Annotated in this window: 22 protein-coding genes and 1 other RNA gene; 12 read left to right on the top strand and 11 right to left on the bottom strand. The window is 63.0% G+C overall.

Annotated features, from left to right (window positions below):
* Positions 1-4 precede the first annotated feature (4 nt).
* Positions 5-1,624: a transcription termination factor NusA gene (gene nusA / locus IB265_RS00630; protein ID WP_057247816.1), complete on the bottom strand. Its 1,620-nt coding sequence runs from the start codon at positions 1,622-1,624 to the stop codon at positions 5-7.
* 45 nt (positions 1,625-1,669) lie between these two features.
* Entirely contained in the window at positions 1,670-2,290 is a 621-nt protein-coding gene (rimP, locus tag IB265_RS00625) for a ribosome maturation factor RimP (RefSeq protein WP_057247815.1), read from the bottom strand.
* 272 nt (positions 2,291-2,562) lie between these two features.
* Here rimP and IB265_RS00620 point away from each other — a divergent pair, with 272 nt between their 5' ends.
* Complete coding sequence (locus IB265_RS00620; RefSeq protein ID WP_057247814.1) at positions 2,563-4,197, top strand: MFS transporter; 1,635 nt, start codon at positions 2,563-2,565, stop codon at positions 4,195-4,197.
* A 226-nt stretch (positions 4,198-4,423) separates the two neighbouring features.
* Here the strand turns inward: IB265_RS00620 and IB265_RS00615 are convergent, their stop codons facing one another.
* Together IB265_RS00615 and recR are read right to left on the bottom strand one after the other, a co-directional pair.
* On the bottom strand, positions 4,424-5,662 hold the full coding sequence (locus IB265_RS00615; protein ID WP_057247813.1) for a lytic murein transglycosylase: 1,239 nt from the start codon (positions 5,660-5,662) through the stop codon (positions 4,424-4,426).
* A gap of 42 nt (positions 5,663-5,704) precedes the next feature.
* The gene (recR, locus tag IB265_RS00610; protein WP_057247812.1) at positions 5,705-6,310 is read right to left on the bottom strand and encodes a recombination mediator RecR; all 606 of its coding nucleotides are present in this window, start codon (positions 6,308-6,310) and stop codon (positions 5,705-5,707) included.
* A gap of 140 nt (positions 6,311-6,450) precedes the next feature.
* Here recR and IB265_RS00605 point away from each other — a divergent pair, with 140 nt between their 5' ends.
* Positions 6,451-8,262: a patatin-like phospholipase family protein gene (locus tag IB265_RS00605; RefSeq protein WP_192494605.1), complete on the top strand. Its 1,812-nt coding sequence runs from the start codon at positions 6,451-6,453 to the stop codon at positions 8,260-8,262.
* Between the two features lie 64 nt (positions 8,263-8,326).
* On the opposite strand, the gene IB265_RS00600 is transcribed toward IB265_RS00605, so the two are convergent.
* The 3 genes from IB265_RS00600 to ffs all read right to left on the bottom strand — a co-directional run bounded on the left by IB265_RS00600 (position 8,327) and on the right by ffs (position 10,701).
* Positions 8,327-8,650, bottom strand: a complete 324-nt coding sequence (locus IB265_RS00600; RefSeq protein ID WP_057247810.1) for a YbaB/EbfC family nucleoid-associated protein — start codon at positions 8,648-8,650, stop codon at positions 8,327-8,329.
* Positions 8,651-8,689: 39 nt separating this feature from the next.
* Positions 8,690-10,558: a DNA polymerase III subunit gamma/tau gene (locus tag IB265_RS00595; protein WP_057247809.1), complete on the bottom strand. Its 1,869-nt coding sequence runs from the start codon at positions 10,556-10,558 to the stop codon at positions 8,690-8,692.
* 45 nt (positions 10,559-10,603) lie between these two features.
* An RNA gene (ffs, locus tag IB265_RS00590) (signal recognition particle sRNA small type) lies at positions 10,604-10,701 on the bottom strand.
* A gap of 64 nt (positions 10,702-10,765) precedes the next feature.
* On the opposite strand from ffs, the gene IB265_RS00585 reads away from it, so the two are divergent.
* From IB265_RS00585 to IB265_RS00570, 4 genes are all read left to right on the top strand, one after another.
* The gene (locus IB265_RS00585; protein WP_057247808.1) at positions 10,766-11,215 is read left to right on the top strand and encodes an HIT family protein; all 450 of its coding nucleotides are present in this window, start codon (positions 10,766-10,768) and stop codon (positions 11,213-11,215) included.
* Between the two features lie 2 nt (positions 11,216-11,217).
* Positions 11,218-12,198: an NAD(+) diphosphatase gene (nudC, locus tag IB265_RS00580; RefSeq protein ID WP_057247807.1), complete on the top strand. Its 981-nt coding sequence runs from the start codon at positions 11,218-11,220 to the stop codon at positions 12,196-12,198.
* Positions 12,199-12,226: 28 nt separating this feature from the next.
* Positions 12,227-12,934, top strand: a complete 708-nt coding sequence (locus tag IB265_RS00575; RefSeq protein WP_057247806.1) for a YafY family protein — start codon at positions 12,227-12,229, stop codon at positions 12,932-12,934.
* A 74-nt stretch (positions 12,935-13,008) separates the two neighbouring features.
* Positions 13,009-13,377 (top strand): VOC family protein, encoded by a 369-nt coding sequence (locus IB265_RS00570; protein WP_057247805.1) that lies wholly within the window; start codon positions 13,009-13,011, stop codon positions 13,375-13,377.
* A gap of 162 nt (positions 13,378-13,539) precedes the next feature.
* Here IB265_RS00570 and IB265_RS00565 read toward each other — a convergent pair whose 3' ends face one another.
* Positions 13,540-13,677 (bottom strand): DUF1127 domain-containing protein, encoded by a 138-nt coding sequence (locus tag IB265_RS00565; RefSeq protein ID WP_064817013.1) that lies wholly within the window; start codon positions 13,675-13,677, stop codon positions 13,540-13,542.
* Positions 13,678-13,917: 240 nt separating this feature from the next.
* Between IB265_RS00565 and IB265_RS00560 the strand changes: the two genes are divergently transcribed.
* Positions 13,918-14,154: a hypothetical protein gene (locus tag IB265_RS00560; protein ID WP_057247804.1), complete on the top strand. Its 237-nt coding sequence runs from the start codon at positions 13,918-13,920 to the stop codon at positions 14,152-14,154.
* An 8-nt stretch (positions 14,155-14,162) separates the two neighbouring features.
* On the opposite strand, the gene IB265_RS00555 is transcribed toward IB265_RS00560, so the two are convergent.
* Complete coding sequence (locus IB265_RS00555) at positions 14,163-15,017, bottom strand: prephenate dehydratase (protein ID WP_057247803.1); 855 nt, start codon at positions 15,015-15,017, stop codon at positions 14,163-14,165.
* Positions 15,018-15,027: 10 nt separating this feature from the next.
* A complete protein-coding gene (locus IB265_RS00550; RefSeq protein ID WP_057247802.1) occupies positions 15,028-15,786 on the bottom strand; it encodes a 3-deoxy-manno-octulosonate cytidylyltransferase in 759 nt (252 codons plus the stop codon).
* Between the two features lie 156 nt (positions 15,787-15,942).
* Here IB265_RS00550 and IB265_RS00545 point away from each other — a divergent pair, with 156 nt between their 5' ends.
* Complete coding sequence (locus IB265_RS00545) at positions 15,943-16,644, top strand: cytochrome c family protein (RefSeq protein WP_057247801.1); 702 nt, start codon at positions 15,943-15,945, stop codon at positions 16,642-16,644.
* A gap of 149 nt (positions 16,645-16,793) precedes the next feature.
* Here IB265_RS00545 and IB265_RS00540 read toward each other — a convergent pair whose 3' ends face one another.
* On the bottom strand, positions 16,794-17,738 hold the full coding sequence (locus IB265_RS00540; RefSeq protein WP_057247800.1) for an AEC family transporter: 945 nt from the start codon (positions 17,736-17,738) through the stop codon (positions 16,794-16,796).
* 131 nt (positions 17,739-17,869) lie between these two features.
* On the opposite strand from IB265_RS00540, the gene IB265_RS00535 reads away from it, so the two are divergent.
* From IB265_RS00535 to IB265_RS00520, 4 genes are all read left to right on the top strand, one after another.
* Complete coding sequence (locus IB265_RS00535; RefSeq protein WP_057247799.1) at positions 17,870-18,151, top strand: BON domain-containing protein; 282 nt, start codon at positions 17,870-17,872, stop codon at positions 18,149-18,151.
* Positions 18,152-18,399: 248 nt separating this feature from the next.
* A complete protein-coding gene (gene cml / locus IB265_RS00530) occupies positions 18,400-19,596 on the top strand; it encodes a CmlA/FloR family chloramphenicol efflux MFS transporter (RefSeq protein ID WP_057247798.1) in 1,197 nt (398 codons plus the stop codon).
* Positions 19,597-19,722: 126 nt separating this feature from the next.
* A complete protein-coding gene (locus IB265_RS00525; RefSeq protein WP_057247797.1) occupies positions 19,723-20,529 on the top strand; it encodes a MerR family transcriptional regulator in 807 nt (268 codons plus the stop codon).
* Positions 20,530-20,576: 47 nt separating this feature from the next.
* Positions 20,577-21,506, top strand: coding sequence for a hypothetical protein (locus tag IB265_RS00520; RefSeq protein WP_057247796.1), 930 nt, complete (start codon positions 20,577-20,579; stop codon positions 21,504-21,506).
* The last annotated feature ends 2 nt before the right edge of the window (positions 21,507-21,508 follow it).

Here is a 21,508-nt window from a genome sequence, read left to right as displayed (position 1 = left end):
GTCCTTAAGCGTCCTGCTCGGCGCCTTCGGCAACGTCGATCGGCTCTTCGCCTTCGACCTCATCGCTTGCCAGGTCCTCTTCCGTGATCCAGCCGGCCGCGAGGCGGGCCTGAACGATCATGGCTTCGGCTTCGGCGCGCGAAACGTCGAACTTCGAGAAGGTGCCCTCGAAGCGCTTGGTCTCGCCGTCCTTGCGTTCGCTCCAGCCGACGAGGTCGTCAGCGGCGCAGCCGGCAAAGTCTTCGATCGTCTTGATGCCTTCTTCGCCGAGCGCAACGAGCATCTGGCTCGTCAGGCCGTCGATCGAGCGCAGCTCGTCGGCAACGCCGAGTTCCTTGCGCTTGGCATCCATTTCCGCTTCGAGCTTGTCGAGGAATTCGCGCGCACGGGTCTGGATTTCGGTAGCGGTCTCCTCGTCGAAGCCGTCGATCGACGAGATTTCGTCGAGGTCGACATAGGCAAGCTCCTCGACGGCGGCAAAGCCTTCGGACGCCAGAACCTGGCCGACCATTTCGTCGACGTCGAGCGCGTCCATGAACAGGTTGGTGCGCTCGGTGAATTCCTTCTGGCGACGCTCGCTCTCTTCCTGTTCGGTGAGGATGTCGATGTCCCAGCCGGTCAGCTGCGAGGCGAGGCGAACGTTCTGGCCGCGACGGCCGATGGCGAGCGAAAGCTGCTCGTCCGGAACGACCACTTCGATGCGCTCCGCATCTTCGTCGAGAACGACCTTGGCCACTTCCGCCGGCTGCAGCGCGTTGACGATGAACGATGCCGGATCCTGCGACCACGGAATGATGTCGATCTTTTCGCCCTGCAGTTCGCCGACGACGGCCTGAACGCGCGAACCGCGCATACCGACGCAGGCGCCGACCGGGTCGATCGACGAGTCGTTGGAGACAACGGCGATCTTGGCGCGCGAACCCGGGTCACGGGCAACCGACTTGATCTGGATGATGCCGTCGTAGATCTCAGGCACTTCCATGGTGAAGAGCTTCACCATGAACTGCGGATGGGTACGCGACAGGAAGATCTGCGGGCCGCGCTGTTCGCGGCGAACGTCGTAGACGAAGGCGCGGACGCGGTCGCCGTAGCGCATGTTTTCGCGCGGGATCATCTCGTCGCGGCGGATGATGCCTTCGCCACGGCCGAGGTCGACGATGACGTTGCCGTATTCGACGCGCTTGACCGTGCCGTTGACGATCTCGCCGACGCGATCCTTGAATTCGTCGAACTGGCGATCACGCTCGGCTTCGCGAACCTTCTGGACGATGACCTGCTTGGCAGACTGGGCGGCGATGCGGCCGAAGTCCATCGGCGGCAGCGGGTCGGCGATGAAATCGCCGAGCTTGGCGTCCGGATTGCGATCGCGAGCAAGCTCGAGCGGGATCTGCGTGGAATAGTCGTCAGCCTTTTCGACCACTTCCAGAAGACGCTGCAGGCGGATTTCACCGGTCTTCGAGTTGATGTCGGCGCGGATGTTCGATTCCGACCCATAGCGCGAGCGGGCGGCCTTCTGGATCGCATCGGCCATTGCGGCCAGAACGATCTCGCGGTCGATCACCTTTTCACGCGCGACGGCATCCGCGATCTGCAGAAGCTCGAGCCGGTTAGCACTGACTGCCATGTCTTATCTCCGTTGGGTTGCAGGGGGCTTCACGCTCCGCCCGACTTATTCCTCAATAGGTGAATCTTCGTCTTCGAAATTCTCGTTCGCGGCGCGCTCGGCCTTCGCCTTCTTGTCGGCCGTCAGCGCATCACGGATCAGATCGTCGGTCAGGATCAGCCGCGCTTCGGCAAGCGTGGTGAACGGGATGACGACGACAGGTTCCTCGCCGTACGCGGGCTGGTCGCGCTCAAGCCGGAAACCATCGTCATCGACGGAAACGATCTTGCCGCGGAACCGCTTGCGGCCATCGACCAGAACCGACGTCTCGCATTTCAGCAGGTGCCCCTGCCAGCGGAAGAAGTCGGACTTGCGCACCATGGGACGGTCGATGCCGGCCGACGACACTTCGAGATGATACGCCTTGTCGATCGGATCTTCCACATCGAGCACCGGCGAAATGGCCTTGGAGATCTCTTCGCAGTCTTCGACGGTCATGGTGCCGTCGTTGCGCTCGGCCATGATCTGCAACGTCAGGCCGTTCTGGCCGGACATGCGCACGCGCACCAGGCGGTAACCCATCGGCACGATGACCGGCTCGATGATGTCGGCGATGCGCTGGTCGAGACCGGTTTCGGTGATCAGGCGCGGTTCATTTGCATTTTCAGCCGTTGTCGTATCGGACAAACGATCATCTCCTCATCGGACCGGCTAATAAAAAAGAGCGGGTCCTGACGGGCCCACTCTTCATCTACCGATCAAGAATTTGAGGCTCATATACGCTTCATCGCCGCAAATTGCAAGGCATTGGGCCGTGCGCTCCAAATGCGCCGATCCGCTCGCAGACGACGATCTTCGACAACAAGGTCAATTTCAGCGGGTGGCACTTCGCGTCCTCGGGCCTATAACAGGGATAGAACCGCTTCGAGACGACAATCAAGGACAAGAGAGAAGACGAGGTGCCCCACCGTAATTCGCCGCTTGCACCCTTTAAGCACGACATCTTCCGCACGATCTGGATCGCGAGCCTCGCATCCAACTTCGGCGGCCTCATCCAATCGGTCGGCGCCGCCTGGCTGATGACCTCGATCTCACCGTCGGCAAACATGGTGGCACTGGTGCAGGCCTCGACCTCGCTGCCGATCATGCTCTTCTCGCTCATCTCGGGCGCGCTTGCCGATAATTTCGATCGGCGGCGGATCATGCTGGTGGCGCAGTGTTTCATGCTCTCCGTCTCGGCGCTTCTGACCATCTGCGCCTATGTCGGACTGATCACGCCCTGGCTGCTCCTGCTCTTCACCTTCCTCATCGGCTGCGGCACGGCGCTCAACAACCCATCCTGGCAGGCCTCGGTCGGCGACATGGTCCCGCGCGACGACCTGCCGGCGGCAGTCGCGCTCAACAGCATGGGCTTCAACATCACCCGCAGCGTCGGCCCGGCGATCGGCGGCGCGATCGTCGCCGCGGCGGGGGCTGCCGCCGCCTTCTTCGCCAATACGCTCAGCTATTTCGCGATCCTCTTTGCGCTGGTGCGCTGGCGGCGGGAAGTGCCGACGAACACCTTGCCGCGTGAGACGCTCGGCCGCGCCATATCCGCGGGCCTGCGCTATGTCGCGATGTCGCCGAACATCGGCAAGGTTCTGCTGCGCGGTTTTCTCTTCGGTCTTTCGGCAAGCGCGATCCTCGCACTCTTGCCGCTCGTCGCCCGCGACCTCGTTCAAGGCGGGCCGCTCACCTACGGCCTGATGCTCGGCGCCTTCGGCCTCGGCGCGATCGGCGGGGCGCTGCTCAGTGCGCGATTGAGGGAGAAGCTGTCGAGCGAGGCGATCGTGCGCATCGCCTTCACCGGTTTTGCCGCCAGCGCCGCGATCACGGCCTGGAGCACCTATGCGTGGCTCAGCTGTCTCGTGCTGCTCGTCTCCGGCGCCTGTTGGGTGCTGGCGCTGTCGCTGTTCAACACGACAGTACAGCTCTCGACACCGCGCTGGGTCGTTGGCCGGGCGCTATCGCTCTACCAGACTATGACCTTCGGCGGCATTGCTGGCGGCAGCTGGCTCTGGGGCACGGCGGCCGAACAATATGGTGCCGCCAATGCGCTGATGGGCTCCTGTCTGCTGATGTTCGCTGGCGTCGTGGTCGGCTTCCGGCTGCCCCTGCCGGAGTTCACTTCGCTCAATCTTGATCCGCTCAACCGCTTCAACGAACCGCCGCTCGAACTGGACCTGAAGCCGCGCAGCGGCCCCATCGTCATCATGATCGATTACGAGATCGCGGACGACGATATCCCCGAGTTCCTCACGACCATGGCGGAACGCCGGCGCATCCGCATCCGCGACGGTGCGGGCCACTGGGCGCTGATGCGCGACCTCGAGAACCCGACGACCTGGACCGAGACCTATCACGTGCCGACCTGGGTCGAATATGTGCGCCACAACCAGCGGCGCACCCAGGCCGACGCCGCCGTCGGCGACAAGCTGACGGCACTGCACAGCGGTGCGGCACCACCGCGCGTGCACCGGATGATCGAACGCCAGACGATCGTGCCGACGCATTACGAGCGCTACAAACGCCAGGTCGATGTCGACATGCACTAGATCATTTCATTGTTTCATCGAAACACTGAAGTGATCTAAGTCTTTGAAATTACGCAATTCCGGACGGAAAGCCGTTTCACACTTTTCCTGGAATTGCTCTAAATGCCGTTGTCGCCCCCAACGCTGACATCGACCAATGCAACGAAAGAGGCCCCGTCACGCAGGGCCTCTTTCGGTTCAGCGGTTCAGCTTGAGAGAGCGTCGACGCCTCTGGTTGGAAATTGCCTTAGCGCAGCTTCGCCTTCAGCGAGGCATCGGGGAAGCAGGTGGCGGCAAGCCCGCTCTTTGCCTGCCAGTCGCCAAGCGAGCGGCGCGTCTTGTAGCCGGGAAGGCCGTCGACCTTGCCGACGTCATAGCCCTTGGCGACGAGCGCCTTCTGCATGGCGAGAACGTCCGAGCGCAGCATGTTGCCGACGTCGCCCCAGCTCCCGCGGAACGCACCGCCGCCGGTGGCGATGCGGTCGGCGAGATTGCCGATGAACAGCGCATAGAGGTCGGAGTTGTTGTATTCCTTGAGTACATAGAAGTTCGGCGTGACGATGAATTCCGGCCCATGCCGGCCGGCCGGCACCAGCATCATCGACGACGCCGACAGTTCATGCGACGGGAAGGCCTTGCCGGAAATCCGCGTGATGCCCTTGTTGGCCCAGTCCGAAATCGGCCGTGCGAGGTCCGGGCCTTCCTGTGCGCAGGAGACAGCGTCGGGAATCGACACCTCGAAGCCCCAGTCGCGGCCGCGCTGCCAGCCCTTCTTGACGAGATAGTTGGCGATCGACGCCAGGCTGTCCGGCACCGAATTCCAGATGTCGCGGCGGCCGTCGCCGTCGAAATCGACCGCATATTGCAGGAAGCTCGACGGCATGAACTGCGGCTGGCCCATGGCGCCGGCCCAGGAACCGCGCATCGCCGTCTCGTCGACGTCGCCGCTGTCGAGAATGTGCAGCGCCGCGATCAGCTCGCGTCTGAAAAGGTCGGGGCGCGACGACATGAAGGCCTTGGTCGCCAGCACATCAACGACCGGATAGGGGATCTTGGCACGGCCGAAGCCGGACTCACGGCCCCAGATCGCCACGACCACCGAGGCCGGAACGCCATAGGTGCGTTCGATCTTCTTCAGGGTCGACGCATGGGTGGAGGCAAGGCTGCGGCCGGTTGCCGCCAGTCCTTGCAGGCGCTTCTCCGAGAAGTAGCTGCCGGGCGAGGAAAACTCCGCCTGGCTCTGCTTCTGCTCTTTCGGCTTCGGGAAGCCGGGAGGCGCCAGATCCGGCAGGTCCCAGTTGAGCTTCACGTCGGCGAAGGCGGCCTTGAATGAACCGGCGGAAATGCCAGCCTTCTGCGCTTCCGGCCAGAGATCGCTCTGGAGCCAGGCGCGAAACTCCGCCTCGACATCCGCCTTCGTCGCGGCATGCGCGAACCCCAGCCAGCCACAGAGCAACAAGGTCGAAAGTGAAAGAAGTCTCAGCATAAGGCTTCCCTATCGGTTGGATCGCGGCGTTCGAAAATAGCGTCAGATCGACGTGCGGGCGCGAAGGGCGGCGGCCAGCGTGCCCTCGTCGAGATAGTCGAGTTCACCGCCAACAGGCACGCCATGGGCAAGCCGGGTGATCTTCACTTCCATGCCCTCGAGCTGGTCGGTGATGTAGTGCGCCGTGGTCTGGCCCTCGACCGTCGCATTCACGGCGATGATCAGTTCGCGGACGCCGCCATTGGCGACGCGCTGGACAAGTCCTTTGATGTTGAGGTCTTCAGGACCGACACCGTCGAGCGGGGAGAGCGTGCCGCCAAGCACGTGATAGGCGGCGTTCATCGCGCCGGCGCGCTCCAGCGCCCAGAGGTCGGAAACATCCTCGACGACGATGATGACCGACTGGTCGCGACGCTCGTCGGAGCAGACGGTGCAGGGATCGATCGTATCGACATTGCCGCAGCAGGAGCAAATACGGACCTTGCGGTGCGCCTCGCCCATCGCGTCGGCGAGCGGCCCCAGCAACTGGTCCTTCTTCTTGACGAGATGGAGGGCGGCGCGCCGTGCCGAACGCGGCCCGAGCCCCGGGACTTTTGCCAGGAGCTGGATGAGTTTTTCGATTTCGGGGCCGGTGACTCGTTTTGCCATGCGGCGCTTTTAGCCCATATCGAGCCCGAACGGAATCGACTTCGCACACTGCAGTGGGCCATCGCAAAGGGCACAGGAGAAATCGGCGTGCATTCGAGCAAGGCGCAATCTATTGTTGATTGCAGCAGATGGAGGCTCCGATGACCAATACGCCTTTCCGCTATGCAGCCCCCAGCGATGAATGCGATCTGATCATGAAAGGCGGCATCACCTCCGGTGTGGTCTTCCCGCGCGCCATTACCGAACTCGCGACCCGCTACCGCTTCATGCACATCGGCGGCACATCGGCCGGTGCGATTGCCGCCGTCATGACAGCGGCCGCCGAATACCGACGCCAAAGTGCCGCAACGGCGGACGAAAAGAACGCTGGCTTCGCGCTGATCGATGCGATGCCGAAGGAGCTGGCTGCCAATCTCCCGACCTTCTTCCAGCCATCGGCGGAAACAGCGCCGCTCTTTCGCGTCGGGATGGCGATGGTGCGAACGCAGGGAAACAAGGTGGTGGCGGCAGCTCTGGAGACCCTCAGGGTTTTTCACCTGGCGTTGCTTCTTGCCGCCCTCCCCGGCCTCGCGCTGATCGTCGCCGGCATCGCCGCGACCGACTGGGCGCTTGGCATCCTGGGGGCGCTCGTCGTCCTGATCGGCGCGATGGCGATGTTGACCTATCAGCTCTATCGCGCGGTCGCGGTGGTGTTGCCGGCCCACGACTTCGGCCTATGCAGCGGCCTGACCCAACCGGGCGCGAAGAAACCTGCATTCACCAACTGGATTGCCGAGCGGATCGAAGCCATTGCCGGCCCGGTTCGCTCCGACGGAGAAGCGCGGCCTTTGACGATCGGCGATCTAACGTTGAAGAGCGTCACCACCGATCTCTCTTCGCGGCGGCCTTACGAGCTACCCTTTGGCGACCGGGTGCACAATTACCGCAAGTCGGAATTCGAAAGGCTGTTTCCGCCGTCCATCATGAGCTACCTCCTGAAGGAGAGCAAACCACGCGACATCGTAGGGCCGGACGGCGTGCGGGATTACTACCAGCTACCGCCGGCAAGGAAGCTGCCGGTGGCGATCATCGCCCGCATGAGTCTCAGCTTCCCCGGATTGATCCGCGGCGTTCCACTCTATCGCTACGATTATTCCCTGCGCGCGGCAGCCCGGCGCGATCCGTCGACCCATATCCGCTGCCTGTTTTCCGATGGCGGCATCACCAGCAATTTCCCGATCCATTTGTTCGACGGACTACTGCCCGGTCGCCCGACCTTCGGTATTTCGCTGGCGAGTTACGATCCGAGGCGCCATGGAGAGGATGAGGACGGATCAGGTGGCAGCCGCGTCCACCTGCCGCGCCGGACGGCCGAGGGCAAGGCAACGCCAGTCTATCCGGTCAAGGGGCTCCTGGGGTTCGTCGGCGCTATCCTCGACACAGCCCGCAACTGGCAGGACACGCTACAGAGCCAACTCCATGGCTACAGCGAACGCATTGTCGAGGTGAGGCTCGACGATGCCAAGGAAGGCGGGCTCAATCTCGACATGGATGGAGAAACCGTGAATTTCCTGAGCATGCTCGGCGGCAAGGCCGGCGACGTCGTGCTCAAGAATTTCGACTTCAACGAACATCGATGGCGCCGGGCGATGACGATGCTGCCGACACTTTCCGAGTCGCTGCGCAAGCTGTCCAATCGTTACATGGAACCGGCGACCGAGCGCAGGATCGACTATCCGGCGATCCTGACGGAATACGATCCGACCGGCCTCGTCGGCGTTACAATGGCTGATCGCCTAGCGCTGAACGAGCTTACCCAGAAGCTCGCAGCCATAGGCGCCGAACTCGATCGGCGCCCGATTCCTCCACCTTCCAGCCAGAAGGTGGATCTCAGGATCACCGCCAGCATGGATACCAATCCACGCGGGGCGAACCCTCCGCGGCCGGACACGCCACCGGCGCCCAATCAATAGAGCGGGATGCGGAATAATGCGTGCGGTTTTCCGAACGCACCGCGCTCCAACTCGTTCAAACCGGTCAGAACGGCAGCTTCATGCCGGGCGGGATCGGCAGGCCGGCGGTCAGTTCGGCGGTCTTTTCCGCCTGGACGGCTTCGGCCTTGTCCTTGGCGTCCTTGTGGGCGGCGACGATCAGGTCTTCGAGGATCTCGACGTCGTCTTCCTTGAAGAGCGAAGGATCGATCTTCAGGCTCTTGAGGGTGCCCTTGCCGTCGAGGCGGACGGTCACCAGACCACCGCCGGACGTGCCGTCGACTTCGAGTGCGGCGATCTCCGCCTGCATCTTCTCCATCTTGGCCTGCATTTCCTTGACCTTGCCCATCATCCCCATGATGTCGCGCATCGTCGTCTCCTGTTTTTCTGTTTCTGCTCGCAGACGGGACTATTCGATGTCGTCGCCAGGGACGATATCGCCGTCGGCGGATTCGGCTGTAGCCGGAGCAACACTCTCGGCCTCTTCCTCGACGGCGCGAATGCGCACGTCGGTGATCTTGGCACCCGGAAAGCGGGCAAGAATGGCAGCGACATCGGGGTCCTGCCGTGCGTCGTTGACGCGCTGTTCCTGCGCCCGCTGTTCGGCCTCGATCAGCGTCGGCTCGCCGCGCTCGCGGCTGTAGCTGACGATCCAATGGATGCCGGTCCATTCCTTGAGCTTGACCGCGACTTCACCAAGCAGCGTCTTCGGCGCATCGTCGGAAACATTGACGTCGAGACGACCGGCCTCGATATGCACCAGCCGCAGGAAGCCGCGCACCAGCGTCTTCAGCTTGATGTCGCGGTTCTTGGCGCAAAGTTCGGCGATATCTGCGATCGAATTGACCGGAACCGACGGCTGCGGCTTGGCAGCTGGGGCCACCGCGGGTCGCTCCTCGATACGGCCGACGGTGACCGGCTGGGGTGCTGCATCCGGCACGGCGCGCAGCATCGTCGCGCCGTTGCTCGTCGGGCGCTGCACCGGCATCGCCTGCGTTGCCTGCGCCGAAATCGATCCTGAGGCGGAGGCCTGTGCCCCGCCGCCATTGCCGCCAACCGGCCCGGAACGGGCGCCGCCGCCTTCACCGCCGGAAAGCTCAAGCACGCGTCGCGCAGCCTCTTCCGGCGCCGGCAGGTGTGCGGCATGCGCCAGCCGGATCAGCACCATTTCGGCAGCTCCCGCCGGGCGCGACGAGCTTTCCGCTTCCGGAATGCCCTTGAGCAGCATCTGCCAGATACGCGAGAGTGCCGTGACCGCAACGCTTTCGGCGAAGACGGCACCGCGGGTGCGCTCGATCTCGCTCAGCGACTGATCGTTGACCGCCTCCGGCACATATTTCATGCGAGTGACAAGATGGGTGAAATCGGCGAGATCGGTCAGAACGACCGTCGGATTGGCGCCGGCTTCGTATTGCGCGGTAAATTCCTGGAGTGCGGCCGCAACATCGCCTTTGACGACATGGTCGAAGAGATCGACGATGCGGGCGCGGTCGGCAAGGCCGAGCATCGAGCGCACGGTCTCGACCTCGACCGCACCGCCGCCGTGCGCAATCGCCTGGTCGAGCAGCGACAGGCCGTCACGCGCCGAGCCTTCGGCAGCACGGGCGACCATGGCGAGCGCTTCCGGATCGAAGGAAACGCCTTCCTTGCCGAGGATCGTCGAAAACAGGCCGACGAGATCAGACGCGCTGATGCGGCGCAGATCGAAGCGCTGGCAGCGCGACAGAACCGTGATCGGAACCTTGCGGATTTCGGTGGTGGCGAAGATGAACTTCACATGTTCCGGCGGCTCTTCGAGCGTTTTCAACAGGCCGTTGAAGGCCTGGGTCGAGAGCATGTGCACTTCGTCGATGATGTAGACTTTATAGCGCGCCGATACCGGGCGGTAGCGAACCTGTTCGATAATCTCTCTGATGTCATCGATACCGGTATGCGAGGCGGCGTCCATTTCGATGACGTCGACATGGCGGCCATCCATGATCGCCTGGCAGTGTTCGCCCGGCACACGAAGGTCGATCGTCGGCCTGTCGGTCTCAGCGGTCTTGTAGTTCAGCGCACGGGCGAGGATGCGGGCGGTGGTGGTCTTGCCGACCCCGCGCACACCGGTCAGCATATAGGCCTGCGCGATGCGACCCGTTTCAAAAGCGTTGGTGAGCGTGCGCACCATCGGTTCCTGGCCGACCATCAGGTCGGAGAAATCCTTGGGGCGATACTTGCGCGCCAGAACACGGTAGGCGGCCGGTTTCTCAACGGATGAAATGGACGTGTCGTCGCTCATCGACCCTGCCGCTGTTCGAACTCTTGTCCCGACAGGACGGAAAAGGTGGGAGGCTGGCACGATGACCCGTGCCGGGGCTCGTTAGGGCTGCTTCCTTCCGGACCTGACCCGGTTGGCGAGTGGCTCGTCCACCACCAACCTCCCGGCTTCCATATCGGCAATATCGAAAGCAAATGCAAGCCAAGCCATCAAAAAACTGATATCGATATGCAAAACAAGGTGAATCCGTTGTCTTTGCCTGAGGAGAATGACTTGGCGACCTTCACTCTTGACGAGCGGCTCGAACGCGACGGCATCCCGATCGCCTCGATCGGCCTGTGTCAGATGCGGCTGATGAACGACCGCCGCTGGCCCTGGCTCGTGCTCATTCCGCAGCGTGAAGGCATTTCGGAAATCTTCGACCTGACCCCACTCGACCAGACGATGCTGACCTTCGAGACGACCATGGCGGCAACCGCCCTGAAGACGGTCACCGGCGCTCAAAAGATCAATGTCGGCGCATTGGGCAATATCGTTCGGCAACTACATGTGCATATCATCGCCCGCAACGACGGCGACCCGAACTGGCCGGGGCCGGTCTGGGGCTTCGGCAAGCCGGAGCCGTGGGACGAGAAAGAACATCGGGACTTCGCAGCGCGCATTCTGGAAAACCTCTGAACATGACGAAATCGATCTTTGACCTTCGTAGCCCGCATCCGGAGCCAAGCACTCTCGTCGCCTTTTCCGAAAACCATCTGGACCGCCAGTCGGAGCACCGCAGCGACGATTGCGTCGAGTTGGCGCTCAAGCACCCGGGCGCCCATTTCCTGGCCTTCTCGGGACCGAAGCTGATCGTCAAGCACGACGAGAAGATCATCGACCCGCTGTTTGCCCCTTACGAACTCGAAGGGCTCGAACCCGTGCTCGACGAGACCATCCTGCTCGGCTACCTGCCGAACGGCGAGCCACGGCTTGCCGTGCCGACGGGCTTGACCGAAGAGACGATCACTGAACCCTTCAAGATCGCCGATGGCCGCACGCTCTACCGGCAGCAGATGCTGCCGGAGGAACTGCTCGGCCAATTCGCCCAGGCCTCGAGCCTCATTACCTGGAACGCCAACAACCGCTTCTGCGGCCGCTGCGCCGGGCCGATGGAAGGCACGGCCGGCGGCTATCGCCGGGTCTGCACCGCCTGCGGCCACATGGTCTTTCCGCGAACAGATCCGGTCGTCATCATGATGACGATCGACCTTGAGCGCGACCTCTGCCTGCTTGGCCGCAGCCCACATTTCGCGCCGGGCATGTATTCCTGCCTTGCCGGTTTCGTCGAGCCGGGGGAGACGATCGAAAATGCCGTGCGCCGGGAAACGCACGAGGAGTCCGGCATCCACATCGGCCGGGTGCGTTACCATGCCTCGCAGCCCTGGCCGATGCCGCACACGCTGATGATCGGTTGTTACGCCGAGGCGAAATCGACCGTCATCAAGCGCGACGAGCAGGAGCTGGAAGACGTGCGCTGGTTCACCCGCGAGGAAACGATCGCGATGCTCGAACGCTCGACCGGCGTTGCCAATACCGGCGACGAGCATATTCCGCCGCCGAAGGGCGCGATCGCGCACCAGCTGATGCGCGACTGGCTCGCCTGGGACGAGCGGGCCTGAGGGCGACGGGTTACGAGGAGGGCCGACCGTGTCCCGCTCCGAACGGCTGCTGGATCTTCTGCAGGTGCTCCGGCGCTACCGCCAGCCGGTGAGCGGCCAGCGGCTGGCGGAAGAGACCGGTGTCAGCCTCCGAACGCTCTATCGCGATATCGCCAGTCTGCAGGCTCAGGGCGCCCATATCGAGGGCGAACCGGGGCTCGGCTATGTGCTGAAACCCGGCTTCATGCTGCCGCCGATGATGTTTTCCGCGGAGGAAATCGAGGCACTGGTGCTCGGATCGCGCTGGGTTTCAAAGCGTACCGACGACGATCTCGCAGGTGCTGCAGCAAACGCCCTTGCCAAGATCGCCGCGGTGCTTCCGGCCGAGCTTCGCGAGGAGCTGGACAGCTCGACCCTGCTCGTCGGGCCGAGCCCGCCGGCCACCAACGGCATCGACATTGCCGCACTCAGGCGGGCGATCCGCAACGAGCGCAAGGTGGAACTCGACTACGTGGACAATGATGGCAGTGCAACGCAGCGCACGATCTGGCCCTTTGCGCTCGGCTTCTTCGAGAACGTCCGCATGGTCATGGCGTGGTGTGAACTGCGCCTGGACTTCCGGCACTTCCGCGCTGACCGCATGCGCCGGATGACCGTGACCGAAGCGCGCTATCCTCGTCGCCGCCAGGTACTGATGAAGGATTGGCGCGCCAGCCAGGACATCGCCGCATCCAAGCGCCAGACGGTCGGCTCCTGACAACTCTCGATGCTGACAGAAGTTGGCAGCCACCACGCCTAGCCTGCAATTCCCCGCAACAAGGAGGAAACAACATGGCCAAGGCAAATCTCATCGTTCTTTATGTCAAGGACCCGCTGGCGAGCGTGGCGTTCTACCGGGATGTCCTCGCGCAGGAACCAAGCGTCACCTACCAGACCTTTTCGTCCTTCGAACTGCCCGGCGGCTTCACCCTCGGGCTCTGGGCCGAACATACGGTCGCGCCGGAGCCGACGGCATCAGGCCATCGCTCGGAACTGGCGTTCATGGTGGAGGATGAGGGCGCAGTGCGCGCGCACTACGAGAAATGGAAGGCGGAAGGGCTGCAGATTGCGCAGGAATTGACCGAGATGGATTTCGGTCCGACCTTCGTCGCGCTCGATCCGGATGGTCACCGGCTGCGCGTCCGCCTCTTCGATTCGTGATCGAGAGGACAGCGGCGCGTATCCCGCCAGCCCTACAGCGCCGCACGTCTTAGCAGACGTGCAAAGGTCGCTGCAGCACTTACATTGCCGCATATTTTTGTCCTTTGATCGGAACGATCAAAGGACACATGCAGACGCGGCGGGATACGCGAATGATGCGGATTAGCGGCCGTAAACGGCGGCCTGGATCTGCGAACGGGACAGACCGATATCGCTCAGTGCGTGATCGTCGAGAGCGTTCAGCTCGCGGATCGCACGGCGGGTCTTCGCATATTCCATGATCTTCTGACGGATCTTCATCTTTAACACTCCTTACGTGAACGAGCGTTAGATAGGCATTTGCCTAAAATTTGTGTACCGCCGCGATTGCAGATTAGGCATGCGCCAGACGCGTAGCCGGTTAACGAATTTTTGCCACTTTCTTACGTCGCGACACGATCGTTAAGCTGATGATTCCCGTTGCAAAACCGCGTTGGATCACGGCCGGAACGAAGGGGTGTTGCCACAGCCAATTCTATTAGCCAGGCTTGATAAACGAAGATGACGACATGCGAATGGGAGAAGATCGCAGCCTTTCAGATGCCGCCGGAATTCGATCGCTTCGAGCGCTGGATTGCAGATCAGGTGGGCGCGGGGATCGCCCTGGAGGTCCCGGTGAGGACATCTCGCGCGGGGAGCTTACCGGACGAAAAGTGGTATCGGCACCTTGCGTCCGGTGAGGTGTGGCGGCTCGTCTCGCCCGACTTTCCCTTTCGAGGAACTTTCGAGCAGGTCTGAGCCAAGCGTCAGAGCACGCCGCGCATCGGGTGCGCCTTGTAGGTGCCAAGGATGCGGACCTTCTCGGAGAAGAAACGCAGCTCGTCCATGGCGTGGCGCACGCCGATATCGTCGGGATGGCCTTCGATATCGGCGTAGAACTGCGTCGCCACGAACTTGCCGCCGAGCTGATAGCTCTCGAGCTTGGTCATGTTGATGCCGTTGGTCGCGAAACCGCCCATCGCCTTGTAGAGGGCCGCAGGAATGTTGCGGACATTGAAGACGAAGGTGGTGATGATCAACTCGTCGTCCGCGGAACGCCCTATGCGCTGTTCTTCACGGGAAAGCACGACGAAGCGGGTGACGTTGCTTTCGGTGTCCTCGACGTTCTCGGCGATGATCTCCAGACCATAGAGATCGGCGGCAAGCCGCGGTGCAAGCGCCGCCATCGAGCGGTCGCCCTTTTCGGAAACAAGCTTCGCCGCGCCGGCGGTATCGCCGGCGACGACCGGCTTCCAGCCATTGGAACGCACGATCTTGCGGCACTGGCCGAGCGCGTGGATGTGGCTGTGCACGGTGCGGATTTCGTCACGCGTGACGCCGGGCAGCACCATCAGCTGGAAACGGATCGGCATGAAGTATTCGCCGACGATGTGCAGCCGCGATTCCGGCAGCAGATGATGGATATCGGCGACGCGGCCGGCGATCGTGTTCTCGATCGGGATCATCGCGAGATCGGCGTCACCGTTCTCGACGGCGACGAAGGCATCCTCGAATGTCTGGCAGGGCAGCGGCTCCATCGACGGAAACATGTCGCGGCAGGCCATGTCGGAGTTGGCGCCGTAGTCGCCCTGAAAGGAAATCCTGTTGGTCTTGACGGTCACGGTAGCTTCCTTATTCGGGATGGCGGGCGGAAAGGATACGGCGGGCTTTTTCCAGCTCCACCGGCGTATCGACGCCGAGCGGAACCGAATCGACGATCTCGACGTCGATGCGCATGCCGGCCTCGAGCGCGCGCAGTTGCTCAAGCGATTCGCGGCGTTCGAGCACGGAGGGCTTTAGCGATACGAAGCGCTCCAGCGCCTGGCGGCGATAGGCGTAGAGACCGATGTGATGGTAGAGCGGCCCCTGGCCGTAGGGCGCGGTCGCGCGGGTAAAGTAAAGTGCGCGCAGGCGCGTGTCCGAAAGCGGCGAACCAACGACCTTGACGATGTTCGGATTGGTCTTTTCGCTCTCTTCGGCGATCGCCACCGTCAGCGTCGCGATATCCGTGCTGGCGTTTTCAAGCGGGTTCAGTGCGGCACGGATCGATGCCGGCTCGACCGTCGGCAGATCGCCCTGCACGTTGATGACGATCTCCGCTTCGCCGGTCGGGTCGGCCTTCTGCAGCGCTTCATAGATCCGGTCGGATCCGGACTGGTGATCGATGCGGGTCATGATCGCTTCGAAGCCGGCCTCCCGCACCACGTCGAAGACCTGCTGGTCGTCGACGGCGACGACCACGCGGCCGACGTCCGCTTCCTCGGCGCGTTTCGCCACCTGGACGATCATTGGCAGGCCGCAAATGTCGGCGAGCGGCTTTCCGGGCAGGCGAGTCGAGGCCATGCGCGCCGGAATGAGCACGATGGCTTTACCTGAATTTTCGCGATTCATGATCTGGCCTTCAAAAACCCCGCTGAAAGTGTCAATAAGTCTCAGTTAGGGGCCGATAATCACTGTTGCAACGCAGAGCCAAAAGACATAGGTTCCGCGCGATTTCAAGATAGGCCGGGTTTTTGTTTGCGCCGGTGGCAAAGGGAGCGTTTGCAGATGAATTCATATGTGAACATGGGCGTGGGTGCCTTTCTGGGGACGGTCTTCGTTCTGATGTCCGTGTCCATTGCATCGGAAGGCATTTTCCACTCCGAGGCTCCCGAGAAGGAAGGCTTCGCGATCGTTGCCGAAGAGGGCACGTCTGAAGCCGGCGCCGGCGGCGCCGCAGAAGTCGAAGTCGATATCAAGCCGCTGCTTCTCAAGGCCGATGCTTCTGCCGGTGAAGCCGTGTTCAAGAAGTGCGCAAGCTGTCACACCGCCGACAAGGGCGGCGCAAACAAAGTCGGTCCGAACCTCTGGGGCCTCGTCAACCGTCCGATCGCCTCGCATGAAGGCTTCAGCTATTCGGCCGGCATGAAGACCTTCTCCGAGGGCAGCAAGGTCGTCTGGGATTACGACCACCTGAGCTTCTTCATCGAAGCGCCGAAGAAGCACGTTCCGGGCACCGCCATGGGCTTTGCCGGCGTCAAGAAGCCGGACGAGCGCGCCAACCTGATCGCGTGGCTGCGCGAGCAGGCCGATTCTCCGGCTCCGCTGCCGGATGCGGCTGGCGGCGCTGCCGAAGCGGCACCGGCTGCTGGCGCCGAAGGCGCAAAGCCGGCAGAGGCTCCGGCAACCGAAACCAAGCCGGCTGAAGGCCAGGCCGCTCCGGCGACGGAATCCAAGCCTGCCGAAGGCCAGCCGGCACCGGCGCAATAAGCTTAGCGGTTGGAAACAACCCATTCGAAAGGCCCGGCTCGCGCCGGGCCTTTTGCATTTGCGGGGCACGGTGACGCGACACATCCACGCGAATCGATAGACGGGATTTCGCTCCTCCCGAGGAAACACTTCCCGAAGTTCCGAAGCAGTCACACCAGCAGATAGGCCCAGACCGAAACGCTGACGACGCCGAGCGCGGTCGTCAATGTGATGGTCGAGGAGGCGAGTGCGTGGCCGACGTTGAAATGGTTGGCGATCAGCCAGGCGTTGACGCCGGTTGGAACGGCCGATGTCAGCACCAGCGCCGTCGTCCAGTTGTCGTTGAGGCCAAGCAGGTGGCAACTGGTGAACACGACCCCGGGCATGACGAGGAGCTTCAGCACACTCGTAAAGGAAGCAAGACCGAGATTGCCGGCAAGGCCGTATTTGTCTAGCGCCATGCCGATCGAGATCAGCGCTGCCGGCGCCGCCATCGAGGCAAGCTGATCGACGACAGTCTTCACAGGTCCGCCAAGCGGCTGGCCGACGAGATGAAACGCTGCGCCGCAAGCAAGCCCGATGACCAGCGGATTGCGCACCAGGTTGCGGCCGACGCCGGCGAGAAGATGCAACGGGCTTTGCCCTGGTTTGCCGCTTGCACGGCGCTCGGCACGCTCCATCAGCAGCGTGCCGGCGATCATCATGACCGGCAGATGGACGGACAGCAGGATCGAAATCGCCACTATTCCCTCCTCGCCGACGATGCGTGAAACCAACGGCAAGCCGATGAACACGGTGTTGGCGAAGGCCGAGGAGACGCCGGCAAGAACGCCCATGCGTGGGTCACGCCGGAAGATGAGCGTTGCAGCCAGATGCCCGGCCGCCCAGGTGACGGCAACGCCGGAAAAGTAGGCGACCCAGAGCGGCCAGGGCGAACCGTCCTTGAAATCCGCTTCGGCAATCGTGCGAAATAATAGAACGGGAACGGCAACACGAAAGACGAAGTCGCCGAGCGCTTCGCCGACAGCCGGTTTCAGATAGCCTGACCGAACCAGCAGCCAGCCGGCAAGGATCAGGACGAAGATGGGCAGAACGTTCTGGAAGATGTCGGACATGCGCAGGCCTTGGGATGGGACTGCCAGCAATAACCGCGTTCACGCCAGGATCGCAAGCGCGGCGCGGCAGAGCACTTTCAAGGGAACCTTCGCAGACCGCAGGCGTTCGGGAAGAGCATGAGGAACATGCCATGCCGCCAGATAAGCCCATTTATGCCCATGGAGACGACGATCCGCATCTGACGGATGACGCGCTCGCCGACAAGGTGCTGCGCTTCATCCAGTATGCCGCCCTGGTCGACACGAGCCGCATCTCGGTGATGGCGCTTGGCGGGCTCGTCGTTCTTTCCGGTGAGGTCGCGAGCGAAACGGACGTCGCCTGCGCCGGGGATGCGGCGGCATCGGTGATCGGTGTTGCCAGCGTCGAGAACCGGCTGAACGCGAAGCCGGGCGACGCCGACCCGCATGCCTGAGCGGTGATCCGACGGGTTGCCACGTCAAAAGCCGAATGATAGGACATGCGCCACTATTGATGTCGATATGGGCCTGGCATTGCCGTCAGCCTGCAGGAGCCGCAGATGAGGACCGACGAGTCAGCAACCAGGTAAGCCGCAACAACGGTTTGAAAAAGTTGTTGCGGCGTCTGTCGGCTCACACTCCCAAGATTTGATGAAGTGGCAGATCGCCGCCGAATGTTACCCATTTGCGCGGATGTTTCATCATGCCCGATCATAACTTGCCCACCTGGCCCTATACGCTGCCGGCGGCTCTGCTGCTGATGGCGCCTTTCGATATCCTGGCGTCGCTCGCCATGGACATCTATCTGCCTGTCGTGCCGGAAATGCCCGGCATTCTCGGCACGTCGCCGGCAATCGTCCAGCTGACGCTGAGCCTCTACATGCTCATGCTGGGCTTGGGACAGGTGCTCTTCGGCCCGCTCTCCGACCGGTTCGGCCGCCGTCCGGTGCTTCTCGGAGGCGCGACTTTGTTTGCACTGACGTCATTGCTGCTGGCGGTCACCACCTCAGCGCCGGTCTTCGTGGCACTCCGGCTTGCGCAGGCGGCGGGCGCCTCGGCGGCGCTGGTCGCGACCTTCGCGACGGTGCGGGACGTCTATGGCGCACGTCCGGAAGGCGTCACCATATACGGCCTCTTCAGCGCCATGCTGTCCTTCGTTCCGGCGCTCGGACCGATTGCCGGCGCGCTGATCTCAGGCGCTCTCGGCTGGCAGGCGATCTTCCTGACGCTCGGCGTGCTCGGTCTTACCGCGCTCGGCCAGGCGCTGCTGCGCTGGTCGGAAACCCGGCCAATCCCTTCCGGCAACGGGAAGCCCAGCTTTAAGCCCATTCTCAGGAACGGCGCGTTCTGGACCTATACGCTCGGCTTCAGCACGGCGATGGGCGCGTTCTTCGTGTTCTTCTCGACCGCGCCGCGCCTGCTCATCGATCGCGCCGGCTATTCGCAGTTCGGCTTCAGCCTCGCCTTCGCGACGGCGGCAGTGGTGATGATCCTGACCACGCGCTTCGCCAAGGGTTTCGTCGGCCGCTACGGGATGTCCGGCTGCCTCATGCGCGGCATGGCAGCGCTGATCCTTGGCGGGCTGTTGCTTGCCGCCGGCGAAGTCTTCACGACACCCTCCTTCGCAAGCTTCGTGCTGCCGATGTGGGTGATCGCCGTCGGCATTGTCATGAGCGCCTCGGTGACTGCGAACGGCGCGCTGAAGGCCTTTGACGCGATCGCCGGAACGGCGGTGGCGCTCTACTTCTGCATCCAGAGCGTGATCGTCGCCGTCGTCGGCACCGGCGCCGTTCTGTTTCTGAAGGGCTATACGGCCTGGCCGCTCGTCGGCTACTGCCTGGTGATGGCGACGGTCACGCTCCTGGCGCTGGCGCTCCTGAACCGACGTGGAAGACAATAGCTGCCATGTACCTCCCGGAGCGGTTGCCTGCTCCGGGAGGTATTCAGCCAACCGGTCCGGCGGCTGCCAGCAAGACCGCAAGATGCCTCTTGACCTCGCCCCTGGGGCAGGCCCCAGACTTGTCTCATGACCGATTCTTTTTTCCTCGCCGGCCGTTTCGGCGCTGCCACAAGACTGTCGCCGAAGGCGCTCCGGCTCTATGTTGAGCAGGGCCTGCTCGTGCCCGCCCACGTCGATCCGGTGACCGGCTACCGCTACTACGCCGCCGAGCAGGCGGGCCGCGCCCGCTTGATCGCAAGGCTGCGGCAATTGGGCCTGCCGATCGCCCGAATCGCCCGCCTGATCGAGCTTCAGCCCGAAGTGCGCCTCGCCGAACTTCGCGCCTGGCTGGAGGTACAGACCAAACGGCTCGAGGAGCAGAGCGAGCTGGTGCAGGCGATCTTCCGGCAATCGTCCGGCGGCGATGATCCGCTGATCAAAGCCGTCCGCGTCCGCGACACTGCCCCTTCGAAGATCGTCTATCGGCAGGGTCATGTGACGGTCGATGCGCTCGACGCTTTCACGGAAAGCGCCGAAGCGGCGATCCGCAGCTACCTGGCACTATGCGGCAAGGACGACGATGGGCCGATGACGCTGCATTTCCACGAGCCCGTGAACCATGATGGCAAGGGCCTCGTCGAGGTCGCGATCGGCTACACCGGCAGCCTCGAACCGTCAGGTGATCTGCGCATGCGACTTCAGCCGGCTGGGCGCGAAGCATTCCTGCCGGTGTCCGAGACGTTCGAGACCTTTCCGGCGGTGCTGCGTGTCTACGACGCGATCGAGGCCTGGTTCGAGCACAGCAACGATCTCAATTGTTTCGGCAGCCCCTACGAAATCTACCCCGGCAGCGGCGACGCCCGTTTCGATGTCGCCTATCCCATCGTGCCTTAACAAGCCTCCCTTCACATCCCCCCTCAATCGCTCAAGGGTTCCATCCGATGCAGCACGTTCCCTATGTGGGCTCCGGCCCCTATTGCTACGCCAATTCCTTCGCCATGATGTTCGGCGAGGCGGCGCCCTCGCCCGCCGTCATCGAATTTGCCACAAGCAGCCCGTTCGGAATGCAGCTCATCGGCGGCTCGCTGCCGTTCTTCGACCCCTATGGCTGGGACCCGGAAGCCGGGTTCGACGGCGCGCTTGCTGCGCTCGGCTGGACCTCGGAAGTCAGCAAGGGTGACGATGCCGAGGACGCGCTTTCTCGCCTCCGGTCGACGCTCAAGGATGGCCCGGTCTGGGTCGGCCCGGTGGAAATGGGACATCTCCGCCATCAGCCCGGCATGACCGGGCCGATCGAGGCCGACCACTATGTCGTAGTCCTCGCGCTCGACGAGGAGCGGGTGCTGATGCACGATCCGCAGGGCTACCCCTACGCCTCGCTGCCGATCAGTGATTTCATGGCGGCCTGGAGCGCGAAGACGCTCACCTACGGCGATTCTTTCACGATGCGGTCGGGCTTTTCGCGGGTGGCGGAGGTCTCGGAGGTGGACGGGATCCGGGCCTCGATCCCGGCCGCGATCCACTGGCTGTCGATGGTTACGGATCGAGCGATGCCGCCTAGGAGCCTCGGCAATGCCGAGGCCGCCGAAGCGCTGGCGGCGCGCATCGAGGAACGCTGTGACAAGGGCTTGCGGGCGCACCTGATCCATTTCGCCGTTCGCGTCGGCGCCCGCCGTGCGGCTGACGCCGAAACCTGCCTCGAGCGCGCCGGCTTTGCCAAGTCCGCCGCCGTTGCCGGCGAACAGGCGCGACTCATCGGCGCGCTGCAATATCCGTTGGTCTTGCGCAGAGATGCGGAAGCGGCGGAAGCCCTGCGGCGGCTGGCTCCGACCTACGATCGGCTGCTCTCCGCCCTGCGAGGCGGAGACTGATT

It is taken from the genome of Ensifer sp. ENS10 (assembly GCF_014852025.1).
Lineage (GTDB): Bacteria > Pseudomonadota > Alphaproteobacteria > Rhizobiales > Rhizobiaceae > Ensifer.
Note: the sequence above shows the minus strand (reverse complement) of the source record. Positions and strands in the feature narration are given on the sequence as shown.